The organism is Maribellus sediminis, assembly GCF_011799805.1.
In the GTDB taxonomy this organism is placed as follows: domain Bacteria; phylum Bacteroidota; class Bacteroidia; order Bacteroidales; family Prolixibacteraceae; genus Draconibacterium; species Draconibacterium sediminis_A.
Window position 1 is genome coordinate 1,467,846 of sequence record NZ_WXUB01000001.1, and the last position, 22,571, is coordinate 1,490,416.

Annotated in this window: 18 protein-coding genes; 4 read left to right on the plus strand and 14 right to left on the minus strand. The window is 40.9% G+C overall.

All coding sequences use genetic code 11. The annotated features are described in order from the left end of the window. The first annotated feature begins 129 nt into the window (after positions 1-129). Complete coding sequence (locus HFD85_RS05675; protein ID WP_167605996.1) at positions 130-2,496, plus strand: arylsulfatase; 2,367 nt, start codon at positions 130-132, stop codon at positions 2,494-2,496. A gap of 138 nt (positions 2,497-2,634) precedes the next feature. Here the strand turns inward: HFD85_RS05675 and HFD85_RS05680 are convergent, their stop codons facing one another. The 14 genes from HFD85_RS05680 to accC form a co-directional block, all read right to left on the minus strand. After that, positions 2,635-2,829, minus strand: coding sequence for a cold-shock protein (locus HFD85_RS05680; protein ID WP_167605999.1), 195 nt, complete (start codon positions 2,827-2,829; stop codon positions 2,635-2,637). Positions 2,830-2,845: 16 nt separating this feature from the next. Next, positions 2,846-3,148, minus strand: coding sequence for an RNA recognition motif domain-containing protein (locus HFD85_RS05685; protein WP_167606002.1), 303 nt, complete (start codon positions 3,146-3,148; stop codon positions 2,846-2,848). Between the two features lie 31 nt (positions 3,149-3,179). Next, positions 3,180-3,629 (minus strand): cold-shock protein, encoded by a 450-nt coding sequence (locus HFD85_RS05690; protein ID WP_167606005.1) that lies wholly within the window; start codon positions 3,627-3,629, stop codon positions 3,180-3,182. Between the two features lie 30 nt (positions 3,630-3,659). Beyond that, a complete protein-coding gene (locus tag HFD85_RS05695) occupies positions 3,660-4,778 on the minus strand; it encodes a DEAD/DEAH box helicase (RefSeq protein ID WP_167606008.1) in 1,119 nt (372 codons plus the stop codon). Between the two features lie 835 nt (positions 4,779-5,613). After that, positions 5,614-6,075 carry a cold-shock protein gene (locus HFD85_RS05700; protein ID WP_167606011.1) on the minus strand — a complete coding sequence of 154 codons (462 nt, stop codon included), beginning with the start codon at positions 6,073-6,075 and terminating at the stop codon, positions 5,614-5,616. A gap of 417 nt (positions 6,076-6,492) precedes the next feature. Then, positions 6,493-7,323 (minus strand): hypothetical protein, encoded by an 831-nt coding sequence (locus tag HFD85_RS05705; protein ID WP_167606014.1) that lies wholly within the window; start codon positions 7,321-7,323, stop codon positions 6,493-6,495. 212 nt (positions 7,324-7,535) lie between these two features. Continuing rightward, positions 7,536-8,153, minus strand: a complete 618-nt coding sequence (locus HFD85_RS05710; protein ID WP_167606017.1) for a DUF4230 domain-containing protein — start codon at positions 8,151-8,153, stop codon at positions 7,536-7,538. 84 nt (positions 8,154-8,237) lie between these two features. Then, entirely contained in the window at positions 8,238-9,377 is a 1,140-nt protein-coding gene (locus HFD85_RS05715) for a serine hydrolase domain-containing protein (protein ID WP_167606021.1), read from the minus strand. A 117-nt stretch (positions 9,378-9,494) separates the two neighbouring features. Then, a complete protein-coding gene (locus HFD85_RS05720) occupies positions 9,495-10,253 on the minus strand; it encodes a LytR/AlgR family response regulator transcription factor (protein WP_167606024.1) in 759 nt (252 codons plus the stop codon). Continuing rightward, the gene (locus tag HFD85_RS05725; RefSeq protein WP_167606027.1) at positions 10,250-11,281 is read right to left on the minus strand and encodes a sensor histidine kinase; all 1,032 of its coding nucleotides are present in this window, start codon (positions 11,279-11,281) and stop codon (positions 10,250-10,252) included. The genes HFD85_RS05720 and HFD85_RS05725 overlap by 4 nt, the downstream gene beginning before the upstream one ends. A gap of 280 nt (positions 11,282-11,561) precedes the next feature. Continuing rightward, positions 11,562-12,941, minus strand: coding sequence for a dicarboxylate/amino acid:cation symporter (locus HFD85_RS05730; protein ID WP_167606030.1), 1,380 nt, complete (start codon positions 12,939-12,941; stop codon positions 11,562-11,564). A gap of 151 nt (positions 12,942-13,092) precedes the next feature. Then, entirely contained in the window at positions 13,093-14,628 is a 1,536-nt protein-coding gene (locus HFD85_RS05735) for an acyl-CoA carboxylase subunit beta (protein ID WP_167606033.1), read from the minus strand. 13 nt (positions 14,629-14,641) lie between these two features. After that, positions 14,642-15,148: a biotin/lipoyl-containing protein gene (locus HFD85_RS05740; RefSeq protein ID WP_167606036.1), complete on the minus strand. Its 507-nt coding sequence runs from the start codon at positions 15,146-15,148 to the stop codon at positions 14,642-14,644. Between the two features lie 9 nt (positions 15,149-15,157). Beyond that, complete coding sequence (accC, locus tag HFD85_RS05745) at positions 15,158-16,663, minus strand: acetyl-CoA carboxylase biotin carboxylase subunit (RefSeq protein WP_167606039.1); 1,506 nt, start codon at positions 16,661-16,663, stop codon at positions 15,158-15,160. A gap of 370 nt (positions 16,664-17,033) precedes the next feature. Between accC and HFD85_RS05750 the strand changes: the two genes are divergently transcribed. The 3 genes from HFD85_RS05750 to HFD85_RS05760 all read left to right on the plus strand — a co-directional run bounded on the left by HFD85_RS05750 (position 17,034) and on the right by HFD85_RS05760 (position 22,517). After that, positions 17,034-19,643 (plus strand): DUF5916 domain-containing protein, encoded by a 2,610-nt coding sequence (locus HFD85_RS05750; RefSeq protein ID WP_167606042.1) that lies wholly within the window; start codon positions 17,034-17,036, stop codon positions 19,641-19,643. A 64-nt stretch (positions 19,644-19,707) separates the two neighbouring features. Beyond that, on the plus strand, positions 19,708-21,051 hold the full coding sequence (locus HFD85_RS05755; protein WP_167606045.1) for an MATE family efflux transporter: 1,344 nt from the start codon (positions 19,708-19,710) through the stop codon (positions 21,049-21,051). 425 nt (positions 21,052-21,476) lie between these two features. Further along, positions 21,477-22,517 carry a zinc-dependent alcohol dehydrogenase gene (locus tag HFD85_RS05760; protein WP_167606048.1) on the plus strand — a complete coding sequence of 347 codons (1,041 nt, stop codon included), beginning with the start codon at positions 21,477-21,479 and terminating at the stop codon, positions 22,515-22,517. Positions 22,518-22,571 lie beyond the last annotated feature (54 nt).

The following is a 22,571-nucleotide window of genomic DNA, read 5'->3' on the forward strand; positions in this document are numbered from 1 at the left end:
TACCGGGCTTAGGCAACATATTCCAACCGTTGGCAAGAAGTGTGATATGCCCATAACATGTATTGTATGATTATAAAGTGCCGGAAAATCACTATTTTACATAGAAATTAGTCTTTTAAACCATACAATATGAAAACCAAGAACCTTCCTTATTTTATTCTGGTAGTAGTTATGTCTCTTGCTTTTGCCAACAAAACGTATGGACAGGAAATATTACCATTTCCACCAACGCCTTCAGCTTCAAAGGCAGGAATAACGTTATCCGAGTCAACTCACCAGAAAAGACAAACGGTTAATCACCTCCCCGAGGACGCTCCCAACATTGTCATCATATTAATCGACGATGTAGGTCCCGGACAAGCCGGTACTTTTGGTGGCGAATTTAACACGCCTACTTTAAGCAAAATTGCTGAAGAAGGAATTTCTTACAACCGGTTTCACTCAACAGCTATGTGTTCGCCTACCCGGGCTTCGTTACTAACCGGGCGAAATCACCACAAAGTTGGAAATGGTCAGATTCCGGAATACGCAAACGACTGGGATGGTTATACCGGAGTGATCCCCAGAAGTGCTGCAACCGTTGCAGAAGTACTAAAAAATTATGGCTATTCCACCTCCGCTTTTGGCAAGTGGCACAATACTGCACCCGAAGAGTCAAGTGCTGCCGGTCCTTTCGACCACTGGCCTACGGGTTATGGCTTCGAATATTTTTACGGTTTCATGGCTGGCGATGCCTCGCAATACGAACCTACCTTATTTGAGAACACAACATTGGTTCCCGAGGAACACTTTCACAAAAAAGGCTATCACCTGAGTGAAGATTTGGCAGACCAGGCTATCAACTGGATGCGTCAACACAAAGCAATAGAGCCCGACAAACCTTTTTTAATGTACTGGTCGAGTGGGGCGGTACACGGCCCCCACCACGTAACAAAAGAATGGGCTGATAAATACAAGGGGAAATTTGATGATGGCTGGGACGAGTACAGAAAGCGTGTGTATGAAAAGGCAAAAAAACTGGGATGGATACCTGAAAACGCAAAACTTACGCCACGTCCGTCGACAATGCAAGCATGGGATGACATTCCTGAAGATGAAAGAGCATTCCAGCTGCGTTTGATGGAAGTGTATGCAGGATATGCAGAGCATGTGGATGCACAAGTTGGTAAAGTAATTGATGAACTTGACAATTTAGGGTATGAGGACAATACCCTGGTTTTCTATATATGGGGAGACAATGGTGCCTCGTCGGAAGGGCAACAAGGTACACTTGCAGAGTTGCTGGCACAAAACGGTGTAAAAACAACTACAAAACAGCAAATTGAAGCACTCAATAAGATTGGTGGTTTGGATGAATTGGGAGGGAGTAAAGTGGAAAATATGATGCATGCAGGATGGGCATGGGGAGGTAGTTCTCCTTACAAAGGAACCAAACTTGTAGCAGCATACTTTGGTGGTACCCGTCAACCAATGGCGGTTAGATGGCCTAAGGTAATTAAACATGATAAGGTACCACGGTCTCAGTTTCACCATGTCAATGATATCGTCCCAACAATATATGATATTCTCAATATTACCCCTCCGAGAGTTGTAAATGGGGCAGAACAAATGGAACTTGACGGGACCAGTATGAAATATACATTTGACGACCCAACTGCTGAAGGTAGAAAGGGTGCCCAGTATTTTGAAATCCACACAAGCCGGGGGATCTATAAAGATGGTTGGTTTGCCTGTGCATTTGGAGTTCGAACTCCGTGGGTCCAAGGTCTTCCTGACTTCGATAATTGGGATCCAATGAAAGAACCCTGGGAATTGTACAATTTAGAAGAAGACTGGTCGCAAGCCAATGACCTGGCAAAAAGTAACCCGGATAAACTTGATGAGATGAAGAGTACCTTCCTGGTGGAGGCGGCCAGAAACAATGTATTGCCTATCGGCGGGACTTTTTGGTCAACAGCAGCCTTGCACCCCGAAGATGCTCCGGCTAGCCCAATGACAGAATGGAACTTCGCCGGGCCAATAAAACGAATTCCCGAAGCTGCTTCGCCTCGATTTGGAAGCACATCAAACCAAATGGATTTTGATGTTACGGTTCCCAAAAACGCGAATGGTGTATTGTGTGCTGTGGGTGGTTATCCAGGCGGAGTAAGCTTTTTTATAAAAGATGGATATCTGAACTATGAATATTGTTTTTTTCTGATGGATCGCACCAGGATTGTTGCCAGTGAAAAACTTCCTGAGGGTAAAGTAAATATTCAACTTTTGTCGGAGCTGGAAAACGGGCCGGCCTCAGCTTTGAATATCACTATAAAAGTAAACGGGAAAGAGGTAGCAAAAGGAAAAGTACCTCGCTCTATTGCATCAACTATTTCCTATAACGATGGCTTTGATATCGGCCAGGACCTGGGATCGCCGGTTTCTGATGCCTATTTTGACAACGCTCCATTTACTTTTAACGGGCAAATAAACAAGGTTGTGGCGAGGTATTTAGAGTAAAAAGTATTTACGAATACACACCAGTTGCCAATATTTCATGCAAAAAAAGGATGTCATCTTTCCGAGAAGATGACATCCTTTTTTAGAAAATTCTTTAAAGTTTCAATTCGTTTTACGAATCAAAAATCGATAAGTGACTTACTTCGCGCGTCTTACATTTACGGCATTCAGTCCTCTTTTACCTTCTTCCAGGTCAAAAGTTACTTCATCGTTCTCTTTTACAAAATCTTTCAATCCCGATGAGTGAACGAAATATTCTTTTGGTGAATCGGCATCTTTAACAAATCCAAATCCTTTCGATTCGTTAAAAAATTTAATAGTCCCTTTATTCATACTTGTTGTCCGGTAATTAATATCTTCTTCTGTTAAATCCACCGCCACCGCGGTTATCACGGCCACCGTCATTTCTTTCAACTCGTGGACGGGCAACATTTACATTCAGCGTTTTGCCTTCGAATTCCGTTTCATTCAAAGCTTCAATAGCTTCTTTTCCTGCTGCATCAGCCATTTCAACAAAGCCGAAGCCACGTGAATCGCCGGTGTATTTGTCTGTAATCACTTTTGCAGAGCTAACTTCTCCGTATGCTGCAAATAATTCTTCTAAGCTTGTACTTGTAGTGTTGTAGCTTAAGTTCGAAACATAAATATTCATTCTTTTATATATTAAATGTGAATAATAATTTTTATTGTGCCGGTTCTATTTTTATGGCATTTAATCCTCTGTTTCCCCGGGCCAGTTCAAAGGTCACTGTGGCACCTTCAGCAATGTTGGGGAATGCATCGGTAATGTGAAAAAAGTATTTCTCGGTGCTGGCCACGTCTTTAATAAACCCGTATCCTTTATCGTCTTTAAAGTGCTCAACGCGTCCTTTTAAGGGCTCGTCATCCTGCTCGTCCTTTTTAGGTGTCGAAATCGCTATTTTACTTGCATCCACTCCCTTTTTTTTGCGGGTGATATCAGGAGCTTCACTTGTAATCCTCCCGTTTTCATCAACGTACGCTATCATATCGTCGAACGATCCACTGCTTCCGCTGGCTTTGCGTTCATCTCTGCGCTGTTGTTTTTCTTTTCGCTTTTGTGCGCGTTTTTTTTCTAATTCTTTTTTTTGAAATGAAATTGATGATCTACCCATTCAGTCTGTTTTTTAATTCTTATTTCGTGTTTAAACCGCTACCGGGATTAATTTCTTCCCGGTTAAACGCTGTATGTTTCGAACCAAAGAATGTTGGTCTTCGGAACAAAATGAAAGCGCCGTTCCCTTGTTTCCGGCCCGCCCGGTACGCCCGATGCGGTGAACGTAAGTTTCGGCCACTTCAGGCAGGTCGAAATTGATTACTGTTTCAAGGTTTACAATGTCAATTCCACGTGCAGCAATGTCGGTGGCTACGATAACTTTTGTTTTTCGTGATTTAAAATTCTCCAGAGCACGCTGTCTTGCCCCCTGTGATTTATTTCCGTGAATGGCCTCACTGCCAATTCCTTTACGCTTGAGTATTCGCACTATTTTATCGGCACCGTGTTTTGTACGCGAAAAAATAAGTACCGATTTGTTCAGGTCCTGTTTCAGCAACGACACCAGCAATTCACTTTTGTGTTGTCGTTCAACGTAATACAGGTGCTGTTCTATTTGTTCGGTGGTCGACGAAACCGGAGTGATTTTTACCATTACCGGATTATGCAGTATCGACCGCGACAGTGTTGAAATTGCCGCTGGCATGGTTGCCGAAAAAAACAACGTTTGTTTTTGTTGTGGCAGCAGAGGCAGTAAACGTTTAATGTCGTGAATAAAACCCATGTCGAGCATGCGGTCGGCCTCATCGAGTACAAAATGTTCAACGTGTTTCAGCGAAATGTACTTTTGATTGATAAGGTCGAGCAGACGCCCAGGGGTTGCCACCAGAATGTCGAGCCCGTTGCGTAATTTATCAACTTGTGGTTTTTGGTTCACACCACCAAAAATTACTGCATGGCGAAGGCCCGAAAATTTCCCGTATTCCCAAAAGCTTTCGCCAATTTGTATAGCCAGCTCCCTGGTTGGGGTTAATATAAGGGCTTTTATTTCGCGGCGTCTTTCGTTTCTGAAAGATTCGTTCAGCTGTTGTATAATGGGGATGGCAAAGGCCGCCGTTTTCCCGGTGCCTGTTTGTGCTATGCCCAATATATCGCGGCCACTCAGCGCAGCCGGTATTGCCTTCTCCTGAATAGGAGTAGGCGTTTTGTAGTTTTTGTTATGCAGAGCTTTTAGTATCGGCTCCGAAATGTTTAATTCTTTAAATGTCATATTTTATTTTCTGTGACTTTACACAGCGTTTTTAATTAATAAATGTGAGGAATGTTTCGTGATTTGAGGATGGTAACAAACTAACTTCATTCAAAAAAGCAACTGCACAATTCCGCCCCTTATAGGTGGTTTTGTACAAGCGCAAATTCCTCTTTGTTTTGAACGAACCCGCTCAAAATGTTTCTCTATTGTTTTCGGTTGCTACTAATTTGGAAGAAGGTAAGGACCACATCAGATCAAAGGGCAAAACGCCGGAGGGTATTCTTACTTTACAAAATAATTGTGTCATATATTAAAAAGTGTGTGTCACGATTTTGCTTTACACACTTCGCGACTTGTTAATCTGTACAAGAAAGTTGATTTTGATGTCGATTTGACGATGGGAAGATTCGCTGACAGGTTGCGAAACAAAGCATTGCTATAAAGACGATTCAATAAAAACCTGATTGTCAAGGCGACAAAGGTACACATTTAATTGGAATAAAATAATTAATACTGATTTATCTGATTTATGGGACGAGCTTGTCTCGATTTTCAGTCTTTGAATTGTGTTATATCTTGTACCTGATCGAAATACTTTTTTGAACGTTTGAGATGAATAAAATTTATAGTGAACTTTTAATTTCAGATAAATCGTTCATTACATGCCATTTATTAAATGCGTATCAACGCCACGAAGAAATTAATCTCACTCACAATCTTAAGTTTCATTGTGTTCGGGAATAAGTAGAACTAAACTGTCGATTTAAAAGACGGTAAGTACCAGTGTCCTCCAAAATAAAAGGATGTCATCTTTCTGAAAGATGACATCCTTTTTTTTATGAATAATTCGATTCTAAGGATTCTGTTTTTTCTCGGCAGGTTCAATATTAACGGCATTCAATCCGCGATTTCCTTTTGCCAGCTCAAATGTTACCATGTCGCCCTCAGCAATGTTGGGGAAGGCCTCGCTAATGTGGAAAAAGTACTTTTCGATGCTCCCCAGGTCTTTAATAAATCCGTAACCTTTATCTTCCTTGAAGTGTTCCACCCGTCCTTTTAATGGCACATCTTCCTGTTCTTCTTGCTTTGGTGTTGAAACCGCAATTTCATTCACATCAATTTCCGTTTTTTTCGTGAGATCAGGAGCTTCGCTTGTAATCATCCCGTTTTCATCAACATACGCTATCATATCATCAAGTGATCCACCTCCACTGTTGGCTTTTCGCTCTTCTTTACGTTGTTGTTTTTCTTTCCTTTTTTTTGCTCGTTTTTTCTCTAACTCTTTTTTATTATACGAAATTGATGATCGACCCATGCATTATATTTTTAAAATTCTGACTTTCTATTTAACACAATAACCATTTTAACCTCCAGCGTGGAAATGGCTAATACAACTATTAGGCATTAATTCCTGTTACTGGGAACAAGGCGAAACAGCTTTCCTTTTTTCCGGCGCAACCTGTTATTCTAAACAGAAACTTGAGTTTAATGTCGGTCTGACGATGAGAAGATTCGCTGACAGGCAGCGAAACACAGCATTGTTTTTGACTATTCAATTATTACCGGAATGCCAGGACTGCAAAGTTAGGAATTATATTGGAAATAGTAAATATTCCGGATTTATATGTTCCGTGCTGGTTAACGAGACGGACACTTTACCCAATTAAGTGCGACTTAATTGTGCCCTTAAGAAAAGATTGACGTTTTTGGAGCGTTTGCTCCACCACAATTATTACTGGTTTTTTTGCTCCAGATTTTTTAAAACCTCCTGTGCAAATTCCGAATTTTTACTGTCTTCTTCGAGGTTATTGTAACGGGTGCGAATTGTGGCAGTGTCTAAAAGATCGAGTTCACGGCTTAAAGCATACGCATCAAAAACTTCGTAGATCCGGTGTACTTTATGCCCGTAATTTGTCATCGAACCTTCGGGAGTAAGTGCATTGGCATATTTACCAAAGAGTTCTTTTTCGAGTACCCCGGTTGAAGTTGCTTCACGAAGAACCAGGTAAGCATTCAAATCGGGAACTTGAATGTTTTTCAGAAATTCAATTTTCTGATTCTCGAGGTCCTGCATCTTTTCTTTAAAAATCAGCATTTTGGCATTCACCTGATCTTCATTCAGGGTACTGTCCGATAGAATCTTTCGCAGTTCTGCCAGATCATTCATTTCGGTTTTCCTGAAGCCGAGAAACTTGTTGTAGATTTTGGCGATCGGCGTACCTGAAAAAGCACGGTCAAATTCATCTTTTACTGCAACTTGCAAGCGCTCTCCATTTGCGATCAAAAAATCAAAGGCGATACTGTCTTTTCCTTTTTCAACGATCTTGTAAGGAGCAAGATGCTCGTTTATATTTGAATTTTCGAAAACAAACTTCCCTTTATCAACCTGGGCCGAATCAAGCAAAATATCGGCTTCCATCGGGTTAACCTTATAAAGGTAAACCACTTTGCTTGTTATGCCGGAACCTTTAATCTGCCAGTTATTTTTCTCTTTTCCGCAATTCTGCATTAATACAGCGGCAAGAATAAGCGCCAAGAGTTTTAATTTTTGTATGTGCTTCATTCGTGTTCTATTTTTTGCCAGGATTGGCGTCTAACGAATTTTACGGTTATGAAAGTTAAAACTAATTTCTTTTATCTGTGGCAATGATGTTTTTTTTTCCTTCGTTACCTGGCTTTTTTCATATTGATTTAATTTGAAAAGTTTAAGTATGAAGTGCCGGAATTTTTTGTAATATTAATCTACAATCCACTTTATTCGAATCACAATTTACATCAATTCAGCTTTTTGCTATCCGGTTTTTCATCGATGGCCAACTTTTCTGTTGTCAATTTCCAACCAACAGATTCTATCAATTCCCGTATTACCTGAATGGTATCGGTTGCCTGGTTTTGGGCAATCAGAAAAAGATCGCTTTCTGCAACTTTCTCACGGATAAACTCCTTCGATTTTTTATTGAGTGCCGTTAGATCTGTTCCGCCAAATTTATTGATGATGCCTTTTTGAACATCATAATATTCCAGGTCACTGTCGATGCTTAAAATCTCAGGATTTGGAAACTGGCTTAACAATACTTGCTTTTTAGGGGTGTCGATTTCGATCCTGATTTTTGTTAGATCGAATCCGATCAGTACTTTGGCTTTTACAATCAGCAGGGCTTTCTTTTCAAACTGAATAAGTTTGAATAACATGTTTTTCTCATCGCGATGGGTGAAGATTTCAGAGAATTCGCCCTCGACGGTGATAAGTTTGCATACCTGTTTAATTTTTTCGAGAAGTAATACCGATTGCTGGTGCAGCTGCTTTTCCTTTTTATTTTTATAATAAAAGTTACTCGCAGCGATTCCGAGCACCAGACCTAAAATTAATCCCAAAAGAACCAGGGTTTCCATATGCAAATTGTTTCAATACTAAGTTAGTATTTTTTGTAAAAAGCCGAATTACCCTATTTCATGTTAAATGAGCCTGCGCAGTGGTCATTGTTGTAACTTCGATTTTCCCTGACCTGTTTCTTCTTCTGTACCAAGAAATGCGTTTGCAATCATGAAAGCCGGAGTATCGCGAACCGAAGACGACAGGTTGCAGGCATAGCCAATCACCATTTTATGTTCAGGAAAAATCAATACTGAAGCTGAACCTCCCGGAGCTGTGCCTTCGAGGCCGTAAACGGTATTTCCAAAGTTGTCTTTAAAAATTATCCAGCCATTTACCATTCTCGAAATGTTATCGTTATAAAGTTTCAGCGGTTCGAATAGATTTTCACGGGTTTCTTCCGAGAAGTAATCGCCCGTAAGAAAAGTGTTGCCAAGCTTTACGAGGTCTTCTGCATTCGAAAGCAATCCTTTTGATGGTTCGTTCATACGTAAATCGTAGAAGCTTGCATTTACAACCTGCGCAATAATATTGGGCTCGAAAAAGTTGCTACGGTTGGCAATGGTGATAAATGGATTATCGGGTACCGTATTTTCAAAACCCAATGTATCAATCACATATTTATTCAGCAATTTATAAAATTTTTCGCCGGTGGTTTTCTCCATAATGGCACCCAGCAGGTTGTAATTAAAGCAGCTGGGATTTTGAAATTCTCCGGGTGGCATTTCCAGCGGATCGTCTTTAAATAGTTTTATACCTTGTTGCAGCGAAGTACTCACATGTTTTAGCTCCTCATCGCCTCTTGGCGGACGAATTCCGGATGTTTCGTTGGCCAGTTGGCTGATGGTCACTTTCCCTCTTTTTTCGGGAAAATCGGGGTAATAGAATTGCACCGATGAATCGGGAACCAAAGCACCTTCTTCCACAAGTTTTTGATACAATACGTTGGTAAACAAAGAGGAAAGCTCGCCAATTCTGAATTTGGTGGAACGTTTTGCCGGAACTTCAAGATCTTTTGAAGCCCATCCAATTCCTTCGGAATACACCAGTTTACCATCGATGGAAACAGCTACGTTTGCTCCCGGAATAGAGTTTTGTGCCATATGAAATGCCACCTTCTTTCGCGCCGATTTGATTGGCTCGATGTATTTTTTGTCGTATTGGATATCAGTGTTGGCCTTTTTGCAGTTAGACAGACCAAACAGCAATAATAATAAAAGTACAAATTGAAAGTTTCGTCTCATCTTAATTCGGTTTTGGTAAAACAGCACCAAAAATATAAAAAATCAAAAATGGATGTGGGTTAAATTTTATTAAAATTCGAGATAAAGGCCCTTTGTTTGCTGGTTCTTCAGAAGTTGCTAAATGAAATTCTTATTGTTTAACAGATTGAAAAACGCTACTTTATAGGTGGTGCTCACGGGTATGAGTTTGTCTTTAATACGTATGGCGTTGTTTTCGATGTAATCAATCTTGTCAATCGAAATCAGGTACGATTTATGAACGCGAACAAAACGCTGCGGATCGAGCAGTTCCTGCATTTTTTTGAAATTAAGCAGCGTCATGATCTTGCTATCCTCGGTATGAATCTGGAGATAATCACGTTGACCCTCAATGTAAAGTATTTTATTAAAATAAACTTTTACGGTTTTATTTCCCGATTTAATAAAGGTAAACTCGGCATGATCGTTTTGTTGATCGCTCGTATTTCCTGTTGAAATTTGATGTTGCTGTTGATGTTGCTGCTGCTGATTCTGATCTTTCAAAAAGCGAACATAAACCTTTTCAACTGCCTTCACAAAGCGTTCAAACGGAATTGGTTTCAACAGGTAATCCACCACGTCGAGTTCATAGGCTTTAAGCGCGTATTCGTCATACGCAGTAGTTAATATTACGTATGGCGGATCTTTTAGTGTTTCGAGCAGCTGAATCCCGGTAAATTCATCCATTTGAATGTCGAGGAAAATAAGATCGACTTTGTTTTCGCGCAGAAATGAAAAGGTTGCCAGTGCGTTGTCGAACGTTCCCAGCAGATTCAGGTAATCAATCTTTTCGGCAAAACGCTGTATTTTTTTTAGTGCCAAAAGTTCGTCGTCGACGGCTATGCAGTTCATCTTCATTTTTGCAGGATTTTCAGTGGGACTCTAAGGTACACCTCAAATTTATCCATATTCCTTTTGATATCAAAAGAATAATTATCGTCGTGAATCAATTTCAGCCTTTTCTCCACGTTTATCAATCCGGTTCCCGAACCGCTGTCGGGCAGTTTAAAGTCGTTGCGTTTTACATAGTTTTTGGTATGCAACTCAATATTATCGTCGGTAATGTAGAAATCAATTTCTATTCCCGGCGGATCGGCTTGTTTGTTGCAATGTTTCACCGCATTTTCAATAATTGGGATGAAAAGCAGGGGTGGAACTTCTTTGAAATTGGTAGAGCCTTTTACTTCGAATCGTAAAAAATGGGGCGAATTAAAACTCAGTTTGGCCAGCTCCAGATAATCCTTTATATACTCCATTTCCCGATCAAGGTTCACCTTTTCATGGTTCGATTCCTGCAACATGTATCGCATAATCTTCGACAATAAGAATATGGCATTCGAAGCTTTTTCCTTGTCCTCAAAAATCAGCGCATCGATGTTATTCAGTACATTAAAAAGAAAATGAGGATTGACTTGTGATCGTAAAATTCCAAGTTCAGATTGAACCGTTTTTCGTTGCAATTCAGAGTGGGCGAGTTGTATTTTATAAAAGTAACTGAAGAGTTTCAGCGCCGATGCCGTGCCGATGATCATGAGGTTGTTCACAATAAACGAGAACATTTCGCTGATCGGTGATTTTCGGATGACCCAGAAACCAAGCTTGGGCTGAATATTGTACATGATGTATTGCGAAATTGCAATATTGAACCCGAAAGTAATAACGGCCCCCAATGTAAATAAGAGGAAATTTCGGTTTTTCAGAATGAATTTCGGAATCAGAAACTCGATGACAACATAGGTGGCCATGATGTCGAAGGGTATGTACAAGAGGTTTACGAAGGCTTCAAATGAAAAGCCCCCAACAACTATTCTCGGCACTGTAAAGAATGCAAATATTACAATCCAGAACAGTACATGATTTAACACCCTGTACTTAAATATTTTCATTGCAGTTTTTTATATCGAAAACAACTCAAAAGTACGTCAACTTCCGAGCAGTTTCATTATCCCTTGACTTACAACTACAATTGTACAAGAAATTTGTTGAATAACTAGCTGATATTCGTTTATTTAACCAATAATTTCTTCAAATTGTATTTGGTCGAGTATTTGGTTTGTTTAGTAGATAATATCTCAGCTGTTGTAGAGTATAATTACTGTTTCGTAGAAGCAATGTTCGTTTCTTCCTTTTCCGACCAAGCAACCGCAAGTTATCAATCAGTGTTTATTATTTTTTATCTACAATCGTACACACTGTAGCATCGCCGGTAACATTTACCACCGTACGCATCATGTCGAGTATTCTGTCAACGGGTAAAATAATGGCTATCCATGCTGGGTTTAAATCAACGGATTGCAACACCACCATCAACATTACCAGGCCGGCACTCGGGATTGCAGCCGAACCGATACTTGCCAATGTTGCAGTAAGTACCACTGTAAGTTGTTGCCCCAAACTTAAATCAATCATGTGCATTTGTGCAAGAAAAATTACAGCCACCGCCTGGTACAAGCTTGTGCCGTCCATATTAATGGTGGCACCAATTGGTAAAACAAAACTTACTGTTTTTTTGTCAATCTTTAAATTTTCCTCGACGCACTCCATGGTAACAGGAAGAGTTGCAGCACTCGAACTGGTAGAAAATGCCAGTGCCTGAGCAGGACTTATCCCTTTAAAGAACTCCCTGTATTTCATTTTTATACCAAATACTTTAAGCAGTAGTGGGTAAATGCCAAACGCCATAATCACTAATCCAACAAAAACGATAATCGAGTACCATGTCAGGCCCATAAAAAGATCAAGAACTTTACCCGGATCATCGCCGGCAATATCTCCAACCACACCCGCCATTAAAGCAAATACAAAATAGGGCGCAGCTTTCATTGTAATATCAATCATTTTGATGAATGCATCGGACATGCCGTTTACGATCCGGATTATAGGATCGGCTTTTTCTGAATCGATATACAGCAATGCCATCCCAAAGAAAATTGCAAAGAATATGATTTGAAGCATTGAGCCGTTGCCCGATAAAGCATTGAAAATATTCTCAGGAATCAAGTCGACCAGGGCTTGTAACGGACCTGTTTCTTTTTGCACGGTTTGCGAAACACTTTCAGAAAGTGCTTCTGCGCTACTGGCAATACTTTCTTTGTTTTTTAGAGCTTCCTCGTAAAGTTTGTTGTGTTGTAAAATTGGATTATCAAAGGTTTCAATATTATTTTTATCTGCCCAAATTTCGTAGGTTATCCTGCTTTCAACGCGTACTTCTTCTGATAACTTTTTGCCGGGAGAGAATACATTAACCAATAATAATCCAACCGTAACCGCAATTAATGTAGTGGCTATATATAAAGAAAGGGTTTTAAGGCCCATTTTACCCAAGTCTTTCGGATTGCCTAAACCAACTATTCCGCTAATAATCGAGAATAATATAAGAGGAATAGCGATGAGTTTTAATAGGGCAATGAAAATATCTCCAAACGGGGCAATCCAGTTTCTGGTAAAATTACTCCACCCCAAATAACTTGATAATAAAGCCCAAATAATACCTAACCCTAAGGCAATAATTATTTGAAGATAGAGTGGAATTTTAATGCTTTTCATGAGATAATTTACATTTTGCTTCTATGGAGGCACTAAAATATTCTTTTTTATATGATTTGGCAAAGTTGGCAGGAAAAGAATCGGTATTATACAAAAACAGGTGAATACTATTAAATATTCACCTGCCTGTTTATTGCGTTTTACAAAATTCTTACAACGGAATATTGCCGTGTTTTTTCGGCGGATTCGATTTCCTTTTATTGTGCGTCATTTCCAGTGCATCAACAATTTTCTTACGGGTATTTTTCGGATGAATGATTTCGTCGATATAACCCAGAGACGCTGCCTTGTATGGATTCGCAAATTTTTCGCGGTATTCTTCAACGGCTTTTGTTTTTTCCTCAGCGCTTAATCCATTTCGGTGAATGATGTTAATAGCGCCCTCGGGGCCCATAACCGCAATCTCAGCGGTTGGATAAGCCAGGTTTACATCGGCCCCAATGTGTTTGCTCGACATTACATCGTAGGCACCACCATATGCTTTTCGCGTGATAATGGTAATTTTCGGAACGGTTGCTTCTGCGAATGCATAAAGCAATTTGGCACCGTGCTTAATGATTCCTCCGAACTCCTGGTTGGTTCCCGGCAAAAATCCCGGAACATCAACAAAGGTTACCAACGGAAGGTTAAAGGCATCGCAGAAACGAACGAAGCGAGCCGCTTTTACCGATGAATTGATATCAAGCACTCCGGCCAGGTGGCCTGGCTGGTTCGCAACAATTCCAACCGGGCGTCCGCCAAAACGGGCAAAACCTACGATAATATTTTGTGCATACTGAGGCTGAACCTCCAGGAAGTGCTTGTTGTCGATCACCGTCTGGATGATTTCGTGCATATCGTACGGCTTGTTCGGATCAACCGGAACAATTTCCTGAAGGTGTTCATCAATACGGTCAACAGGATCCATCGATGGAATTACCGGTGGATCTTCAAGGTTGTTCGATGGAAGGAAACTCAGTAACTCACGCACCATCATAATTGTCTGTTCCTCATCTGAGCCGCTAAAATGTGCCACACCGCTTTTTGTACTGTGTGTATGTGCACCTCCCAGTTCTTCTTTGCTAACGTCTTCGTGGGTAACAGTTTTAATCACCTCCGGCCCGGTTACGAACATGTGGCTTTTTTCATTTACCATGAAGATAAAATCGGTAAGGGCAGGGGAGTATACCGCTCCGCCGGCACATGGCCCCAGAATAGCCGAAATTTGTGGAATTACACCAGAAGAGATCACGTTGTTGTAAAAAATGTCGGCATATCCAGCCAAACTTTCTACACCTTCCTGTATACGTGCACCACCAGAGTCGTTCAGTCCGACTACAGGCGCTCCCATTTTAAGTGCCAGTTCCTGTATCTTTACAATTTTATCGGCATTGGCACGGCTCAGTGAACCACCAAAAACGGTAAAATCCTGGGCAAAAACATATACGAGTCTTCCGTTTACTTTTCCATAACCCGAAACCAGACCATCGCCTAAAACTTTTTGAGCTTCCATCCCGAAATCGTAATTCCGGTGGGTCATCAGTTTATCGATTTCATTAAAAGTTCCCGGATCGAGAAACTCCAAAATTCTTTCGCGTGCTGTTTTTTTACCGGCCGCGTGTTGTTTTTCAATTCTCTCTTCGCCACCTCCAAGTTCAGCTTGTTTGTTATAGGTGTCGAGTTGATTGTATTTTGCTTTTAAATCCATTCTTTAATTGAAATTAGTCAAGTTCGATTAATACCTGGTTACTGTCAACCGTATCTTCATTCTTTACGTGTATTTTTTTGATTACGCCATCACGCGGGGCCTTGTATTCACTTTCCATTTTCATGGCAGAAATAATGATCACGGTTTCGCCTTCTTTTACTTCGTCACCTTCCGAAACCATAACCTTTACAACTTTTCCAGGCATTGGCGATGAAATGTTACTTCCTGCAGCTCCCGCAGCTCCTGCATTTCGGTTTTGAAGGTATCGGGCTTCTGCATCGATCACTTCAACATCATACGTATCATACAACGTGTATGCTGTATATTTTTTAGGCGCATTTGGAACAAGCTCAATGTCGTAGGAGTGGCCACTTTCAAGAATAGAGAAAGTACCGTCGACAGTATGCATCAGGTCTACCTCATATTTCTTGCCGTCTACCTCTACTTCAAGCATGTTTCCTTCCTGTTTCAGCAGGTTCACCCAGGCAACCCTGTCGCCTATTTTTACTTCAACTGGCATGTCTTTTTTTTAAAAATGATTTACATGTGAAATTTTCTTCCATCGGCTTTGTGCCGCAACAAATTCTTTCTTGTTGGGGGTGACATTTGCAATTTTATCGAGGTAATCGATAAATGCTGCAAGAATTACCATGTCTTCAGGAGCGTCCGATTTTGGCTTGCTCTGCAACTGCTCCTGGTTGTTCTCGATAAAATGCGTATCGTAATTTCCGGCAATAAAATTTTCGTTGTTCATCACCCTCTCCAGCATTTTAATCGAAGTTTTTACGCCGGTAATTTTATACTCATATAAAGCACGACGCATTCTCGCAATAGCTTCGTCGCGTGTTTTTCCCCAAACGATCAATTTCGAGATCATCGGGTCGTAATAAATCGGGATCTCATAACCCTCATAAACATAGCCGTCAGTACGAACACCCAGTCCGAGTGGATCGGAGATTTTGTATACTTTTCCGGCACTTGGCATGAAGTTGTTATCCGGATCTTCGGCGTAAACACGGCACTCTATGGCATGACCTTTTTGTCTCAGATCGCTTTGCCCAAATTCGAGCTCTTTTCCTTCTGCTACAAAAATCTGCTGTTTAACCAGGTCGATACCGGTCACACGCTCGGTAATCGGGTGTTCCACCTGCAGCCGGGTATTCATTTCAAGAAAATAATAATTGAGGTCGTTATCTACCAGGAATTCGATGGTTCCGGCCCCGTAATAATTTACAGCTTTGGCAGCTTCAACAGCCGATTTTCCCATTTCATCCCTCAATTCCCGGGTCATCAGTGGCGAAGGCGTTTCTTCAATCATTTTCTGATGACGACGTTGTACCGAACATTCGCGTTCGAAAAGGTGAACCGTATTTCCGTGCTGGTCGGCAAGAATCTGAAATTCGATGTGATGCGGCGAGCTGATGTATTTCTCAATGTAAACGGCATCGTCGCCAAAAGCTGACTTCGCTTCCGAACGCGCTGCCCGAACTGCAGATACAATATCAGCCTCGTTTTTTACCAGTCGCATACCTTTTCCACCACCACCAGCTGAAGCCTTAATCATCACCGGTAAACCAATCTTCTGAATAATAGCTAAGGCTTCTTCCTCACTTTTGATTTCACCGTCGGTTCCGGGAACTACCGGAATGCCTGCAGCTGTCATCGCCTCGCGGGCCTGGATTTTATCACCCATTCGCACAATTACTTCCGGCGAAGGACCAATAAATGTGATCCCTTCCTGAGCGCATCTGCGAGCAAATTCAGCATTTTCCGATAAAAATCCGTAACCGGGATGAATGGCATCGGCATTACTTTTCTTCGCTATTTCTAATATTTTATCAATGTTCAGGTAGCTTTCCGAGGATGGCGCCTTGCCTACATAATAGGCTTCGTGGGCGTATCGTACATGAAGTGATGTTCTGTCGGCTTCCGAATAAATGGCCACGGTTTCAATGTCCATTTCCCGACAAGTACGCATTACTCTGATAGCTATTTCCCCCCTGTTGGCGATCAGAATCTTTTTGATTTTATTCATACAATTTGATTTCTCAATTTTTAATGTCAACTATGAAACTTAATTAGTTTTTTCCATTTTTAATATTTAACCCCATTTGTCCGTTTCATAGAACGTTATTCAATTGTTAAGCTGCTTTTAAGTCTGCATTAATAACTCTGTTCCTTAAAAATTGTTTAGATGTATTCTTAATGAACGGTGAAAAATATTTGTTGCCACAGTAACGGCAAATTCATTTGTGTTAATAAATGTAAATTTCTCTAATTATCTCTTTTTCGCCGATCCGCAATTTGAATTTGTGGCAGTTTTAGTCAAAAGTTGAAAATTCTTAATTAGTATTTTGTTAATAATAAAACAACATTAAATTTGTGTTTGTGATTAAAAACCAATCATGATTAAGTATCAATTAGCTCTCATACTGGGATTTCTTTTTTTTAATGCTTTCGCTCAGGATCTCAACTATACACTTTCTGACGATTCGCTGGTAAATCATTACGCCAGTATAAAAAGAATATATTACGCCACTCGCACCGATATTGCTCCCAAAATCGATGGTCGCCTTGACGATGAATGCTGGAAAACGGTTGGAACATGGGACGGCGATTTTGTTCAACAACAACCGCACCAGGCTAAACCGCCTTCGCAGGAAACAGAAATTAAAATACTATACGACGATAAGTACCTCTATTTTGCAGTTATTGCACACGATAAGGAACCCGAAAAGATGAGCCCTATTCTGGGGCCGCGCGATGATGCCTACAGTGGGGATATTGCCGGTGTTGCGCTCGATACCTACAACGATAAACAAACCGCTTTCGAATTTAATTTAACCTCGGCCGGGCAAAAGGTTGATCTGATGCATTTGGGCGAATACGGTTGGGATTTTAACTGGAACGCAGTGTGGGACGGCAAAACGTCAATTGGCGATTCGGCCTGGTATGCCGAAATGCGGATTCCGTTTACCCAAATACGTTTTGCCAATAAGGAAGAACATGTTTGGGGAATGCATATCTGGCGATACATTTATCGTTTGTCGGAAGAAAGCCAGTGGAAACTTATTCCGATCGATGCCCCGGCAATGGTTTATATTTTTGGCGAACTACGCGGAATAGAAGACATTCCTTATAAACGAAACTTCGAAATTATGCCTTATGGCAAAGCCAAATACATCCCGGATTCGTACGATAAAAGCAATTTCGGTTTTGGTGTAGACGGGAAAATAGGGGTGAGTTCGAATTTTACCCTCGATTATACGTTTAATCCTGATTTTGGGCAGGTGGAAGCGGATCCATCGGAATTAAATCTTACGTCGTACGAAGTTTTTTACGATGAAAAACGTCCCTTCTTTTTGGAAGGTAAGAGCATACTTGAATACAATTCAGGCTCTGATATGTTGTATTACTCGCGTCGCATCGGGCATGCTCCAAGTTATGTGCCCTGGGTCGACGAAGAAGCAGGTGAAGAGTTGTCGGTACCCGATAACACATCAATAATTAACGCGTTGAAATTGACCGGAAAGAATAAAAACGGATTATCGGTGGGAGTTGTGAACAGTGTGACCGCTGCGGAAGAGGCCATTATCAAGAGTGGGAATTCAGAAGAAAAAATTGCTGCCGAACCTTTTACCAATTACAGCATTGGCCGAATCAAGCAGGATTTTAATGAAGGCAGCACCACCATTGGCGGAATTTTTACCTCGACCATCAGAAATATAAAGGACGATAACCTGAATTTTTTAGCAGATAACTCATTAGTCGGTGGTTTAGATGTTGAACACAATTGGCTGAACCGGAAATATTATATAGCCGGTAAAAGTTTTTTCTCGCAGGTAAATGGCAACGAAGAAGCCATATCAGCTTTACAACGTAACTCAAGGCACTATTATCAGCGTGAAGATGCCGATCACCTGGAATATGATCCGGAACTAACTACGCTTGGTGGATGGGGAGGAGATTTTAGCGGAGGAAAACGAAGTGGAAAATTCAGAATTGAAGGTGAACTGGAGTGGCGCTCGCCGGGAGTAGAATTAAACGATGTAGGTTATCTGCGACAAGCCGATTACATAGATCAGGATCTGGACATTGAATACCGTGTAAATAAACCGAAAGGGATTTTACTGAGTTATTCGTTCGATCTCCGTCAGCGTCATCACTGGAGTTATGGCGGCGAAAATTTGGGTGACGACCTGCGTGGCCACATGCGGCTTAAGTTTTCCAATTACTGGACTTTTGATATGGTACTTAATCATGCGTTTAATGTGGTTGACACGCGGAAGCTGAGAGGCGGACCTTCACTGAGGATCGATAATGAAACAGGTCATCGGTATATGCTTCAAACCAATTCATCAAAAGACCTGTTTTTTGCTTTTGGGGCCGATTACGAAAGACTTTCAGATAAACTCACCAAAAACGATGAATATGTATTTCAGGCGTATTGGAGAGTCAGCAATCGATTTTTATTATCGTCGCAGTCAGTGTATACCATTTCAAAAGATAACAACCAGTATCTGAAATCGACCATTGTAAACGATAAACGAAATTATTTGGTTGGCCTGCTCGACCGACAGACTTTTTATACCACGCTGCGTGCCGAATTTTTTATCACTCCCGAGTTGTCGTTGCAGTACTATGGAAGTCCGTATGTTTCAACCGGGAAATACCTCGATTACCGACGAGTTGATAACTCAAAGGCTGGCAACCCTGATGAGCGTTTTGAAGTGCTAAATAAAACAACTGATGGTTTGCTGGTTGATGGTTCCGGCAATGTTTTTCATGATTTTTCGTCGTACGACTTCGACTTTAATTTCCAGGAGTTTCGTTCGAATTTTGTGGCGCGTTGGGAGTATAAAACCGGATCGACAGTTTACTTTGTTTGGACCCATAATCGTACGGGTTACGCGGAAGTCTATGAACCGTCTTTATTCGACAGCATTAAAGGGATAAGTAAGTTAAGCGCCCAAAATGCTTTCATGATTAAACTGAGCTACTGGTTCTCGTTGTAGCCGAAAAACCTATCTTTGCGCCTTAAACATACAGTTATACCTGTAATTTCTAATTAGTAAGGCCGTGAAATTCAGAGAATATATTCCATATTATAAGCGCAACCTGCATCTGGCTTTCCCAATTGTGTTATCGCAAATAGGGCAGATTATGGTAGCGTTGATCGATAATGCAATGGTTGGACATGTTGGAACAACCGAGCTGGCTGCTGCATCGTTTGCCAATAGTGTATTTATGATCGGTATGGTTTTCGGTATGGGTCTAACTTTTGGTATGACCCCTCTGGTTGGAACTGCCTTTGGCAACAAGGATGTGAAGTCAACGGTGGTGTGGTTGAAGAACGGGATCTTTACACATCTCATTGCTGCAATGGGTTTAACTCTTTTGATGTTTGGGGTATATCTTCTTCTGCCTTTTATGGGGCAAACTCCTGAAGTACTCGCCCTTGCCAAACCGTATTTCATTTTGCTCTGCTTTTCGTACCTTCCTTTTATCCTGTTTTTTTCGTTCAAGCAATTTTTCGAGGGAGTTGGAAATACAAAAATGGCTATGGCCATCACCTTATCCGCCAATGTCGTGAATATCGTGGTGAACTATGTGCTCATATTCGGAAAATTTGGTTTCCCTGAATTGGGACTTATTGGTGCAGGAATCGGAACTCTGGTTTCCAGAATCGTTATGCCGATCATGTTTATTGTTTTGATTAGCAGAAAGGCCCGGTTTCTTGAATATTTTAAAATGGCGAATCGCGAAATTATCTCAGGGGAAAAAATTATTCAGCTTTTAAAAATTGGCGTTCCCATAGGTTTTCAATTGATTGTTGAAGTAACTGCTTTCGGGATCGGAGCTGTAATGATGGGATGGCTGGGCGAAACACCGCTCGCCGCACATCAGGTTGCACTGGGATTAGCTTCATTCACTTATATGATTTCATTGGGGGTTTCGCAGGCAAATACCATCAGGGTTAGCCATCAGATTGGCTTAAAAGATTACAGGGCGATGAAAACGGCCGCAGTGGCTTCGACACACCTTGTACTGGCATTTATGTCGATAGCAGCGCTGGCATTTATCGGTGGAAAAAACGTTTTACCCTATTTGTTTACCACCGATGTTGAAGTGGTTCGTATTTCGGCAGGATTGCTAATTATTGCTGCCGTTTTTCAGATTTTCGATGGCTTGCAGGTTGTGATGCTAAGCACGCTGCGTGGAATGTCGGATGTTACGGCCCCAATGTTTATTGCTTTTATTGCCTACCTGCTTATCGGAATTCCTACCAGTTATGGTTTTGCATTCTTACTCAATATAGGGCCCCAGGGAATCTGGTTTGGTTACCTGGTTGGATTGGGAACTGCAGGCATTCTGTTTTACTTCAGGTTTAAAAAGAATCTTCGGAAATTGAGCGTTGGATAAAAAAAAACGGGTTACCCTTTTGTGGCTGATAACCCGATTGTTCATAGTCTAGTTTAGTTAGATCAGAAAACTTATTGGTCTAATAGAGAAAAGGTAGTTTTAATAAGTTTCGTAATCTTGTTCATTAAGGCAGGGCTAAGATAGTATAAAAATGGTTTAATCATTAATCATTTTTAAAAATTAATTAATATTTGTTAAAAAACTAATGGTGGTAGTTTGTAAGGTATTGATATTCAGTAATGGTGAAAATAACAATATGTTTTAGAAAACGTTTGCGGTTTTTCGAACATTGTCGGAATATATTTAAATCTGTTAGTTTTATGCTAAGTTGACAAAAGTCATGTAATTCATCAGGTAAATTGACGTATGGGAAATGCTTTGAGATTTTATTTAAATATTAAAATAACTTACAGAAAATATTAAAAATGAAACAGGTTGTTCTAACAGGAATTAAAAAAATGGAGATGGTAGAGGTTGCAGCTCCAATAATCACTTCTGCTGATGAGGTAAAAATAAAATTAAAAGTTATTGGTGTATGCGGATCCGATATTCACTATTACTCGGAAGGAAGGATCGGAAGTCAGGTGGTAGAATTTCCTTTTCCTGTTGGGCATGAATGTTCAGGTGTGATTGTCGAAAAAGGGGAGAACGTTGATCATGTAAATATTGGTGATTTGGTTGTCGTCGATCCTTCAGTTTATTGCGGAGTATGCGACCAGTGTCTGGCAGGCAGACCACATACCTGTCGAAGTAATAAATTTTTAGGCTGCCCCGGTCAACTGGATGGCTGTTTGGGCGAATACATCGTACTGCCAGGATTTACCTGCTTCCCGGTTACCGGAACTTTGAACCCTGTTCAGGCGGCACTTATCGAGCCACTCAGCATTGGCTTGTATGCTGTAAAACTTGCAGCTTTGGCCAATAACAAACAAAGTGTAGCTATTTTCGGTGCCGGGCCAATTGGTTTAAGTATTCTGCTAAAATTGAAAGCTGATGGTGTTAAGAACATCGGCATGGTTGAACCCTTGGCTTATCGCCTTGAAAAAGCCCTGGAAATAGGAGCAGAGTATGGCATACAACCAAATATCGAAGATGTGGAAGCAAAGGTTAGCGCGATGAACGAATTATTACTTGATGTAGTGTTTGAAGCCAGTGGCGAACAAGATGCAGTTGACAATGCTTTAAAAGTTTTAAAGCCGGGAGGCAAATTGATTTTGGTTGGGATTCCACCCGATGCCCTGTATACTTTCAATATGGACCTCATGCGCCGAAATGAAATTACCGTTGTTAATGTACGTCGCCAAAATGATTGTGTTGAAGAAGCCATTGAACTTGTTCAGTCCGGAAAGGTAAATGCCGAACTAATGGTGACGCATCAATTCAAGCTTGAAGAAACCGATAAGGCATTCGATATTGTGGAAGGTTATAAAGACGGTGCGATTAAGGCAATGATCACTTTTGATTGATACCAAAAAAGAATCGTCATTCTTTGCAGGAATGACGATTCGAATAGTATACAG

Bases quoted from the DNA above. Each gene is read 5' to 3' on its own strand.
- HFD85_RS05730 (WP_167606030.1), bottom strand. From the start codon at position 12,941: ATGAAAAGCATTAAAATTCCACTCTATCTTCAAATAATTATTGCCTTA.
- HFD85_RS05675 (WP_167605996.1), top strand. From the start codon at position 130: ATGAAAACCAAGAACCTTCCTTATTTTATTCTGGTAGTAGTTATGTCT.
- HFD85_RS05680 (WP_167605999.1), bottom strand. From the start codon at position 2,829: ATGAATAAAGGGACTATTAAATTTTTTAACGAATCGAAAGGATTTGGA.
- HFD85_RS05740 (WP_167606036.1), bottom strand. From the start codon at position 15,148: ATGCCAGTTGAAGTAAAAATAGGCGACAGGGTTGCCTGGGTGAACCTG.
- HFD85_RS05725 (WP_167606027.1), bottom strand. From the start codon at position 11,281: ATGAAAATATTTAAGTACAGGGTGTTAAATCATGTACTGTTCTGGATT.
- HFD85_RS05735 (WP_167606033.1), bottom strand. From the start codon at position 14,628: ATGGATTTAAAAGCAAAATACAATCAACTCGACACCTATAACAAACAA.
- HFD85_RS05750 (WP_167606042.1), top strand. From the start codon at position 17,034: ATGATTAAGTATCAATTAGCTCTCATACTGGGATTTCTTTTTTTTAAT.
- HFD85_RS05760 (WP_167606048.1), top strand. From the start codon at position 21,477: ATGAAACAGGTTGTTCTAACAGGAATTAAAAAAATGGAGATGGTAGAG.
- HFD85_RS05685 (WP_167606002.1), bottom strand. From the start codon at position 3,148: ATGAATATTTATGTTTCGAACTTAAGCTACAACACTACAAGTACAAGC.
- HFD85_RS05715 (WP_167606021.1), bottom strand. From the start codon at position 9,377: ATGAGACGAAACTTTCAATTTGTACTTTTATTATTATTGCTGTTTGGT.
- HFD85_RS05705 (WP_167606014.1), bottom strand. From the start codon at position 7,323: ATGAAGCACATACAAAAATTAAAACTCTTGGCGCTTATTCTTGCCGCT.
- HFD85_RS05695 (WP_167606008.1), bottom strand. From the start codon at position 4,778: ATGACATTTAAAGAATTAAACATTTCGGAGCCGATACTAAAAGCTCTG.
- HFD85_RS05720 (WP_167606024.1), bottom strand. From the start codon at position 10,253: ATGAAGATGAACTGCATAGCCGTCGACGACGAACTTTTGGCACTAAAA.
- HFD85_RS05710 (WP_167606017.1), bottom strand. From the start codon at position 8,153: ATGGAAACCCTGGTTCTTTTGGGATTAATTTTAGGTCTGGTGCTCGGA.
- HFD85_RS05690 (WP_167606005.1), bottom strand. From the start codon at position 3,629: ATGGGTAGATCATCAATTTCATTTCAAAAAAAAGAATTAGAAAAAAAA.
- HFD85_RS05700 (WP_167606011.1), bottom strand. From the start codon at position 6,075: ATGGGTCGATCATCAATTTCGTATAATAAAAAAGAGTTAGAGAAAAAA.
- accC (WP_167606039.1), bottom strand. From the start codon at position 16,663: ATGAATAAAATCAAAAAGATTCTGATCGCCAACAGGGGGGAAATAGCT.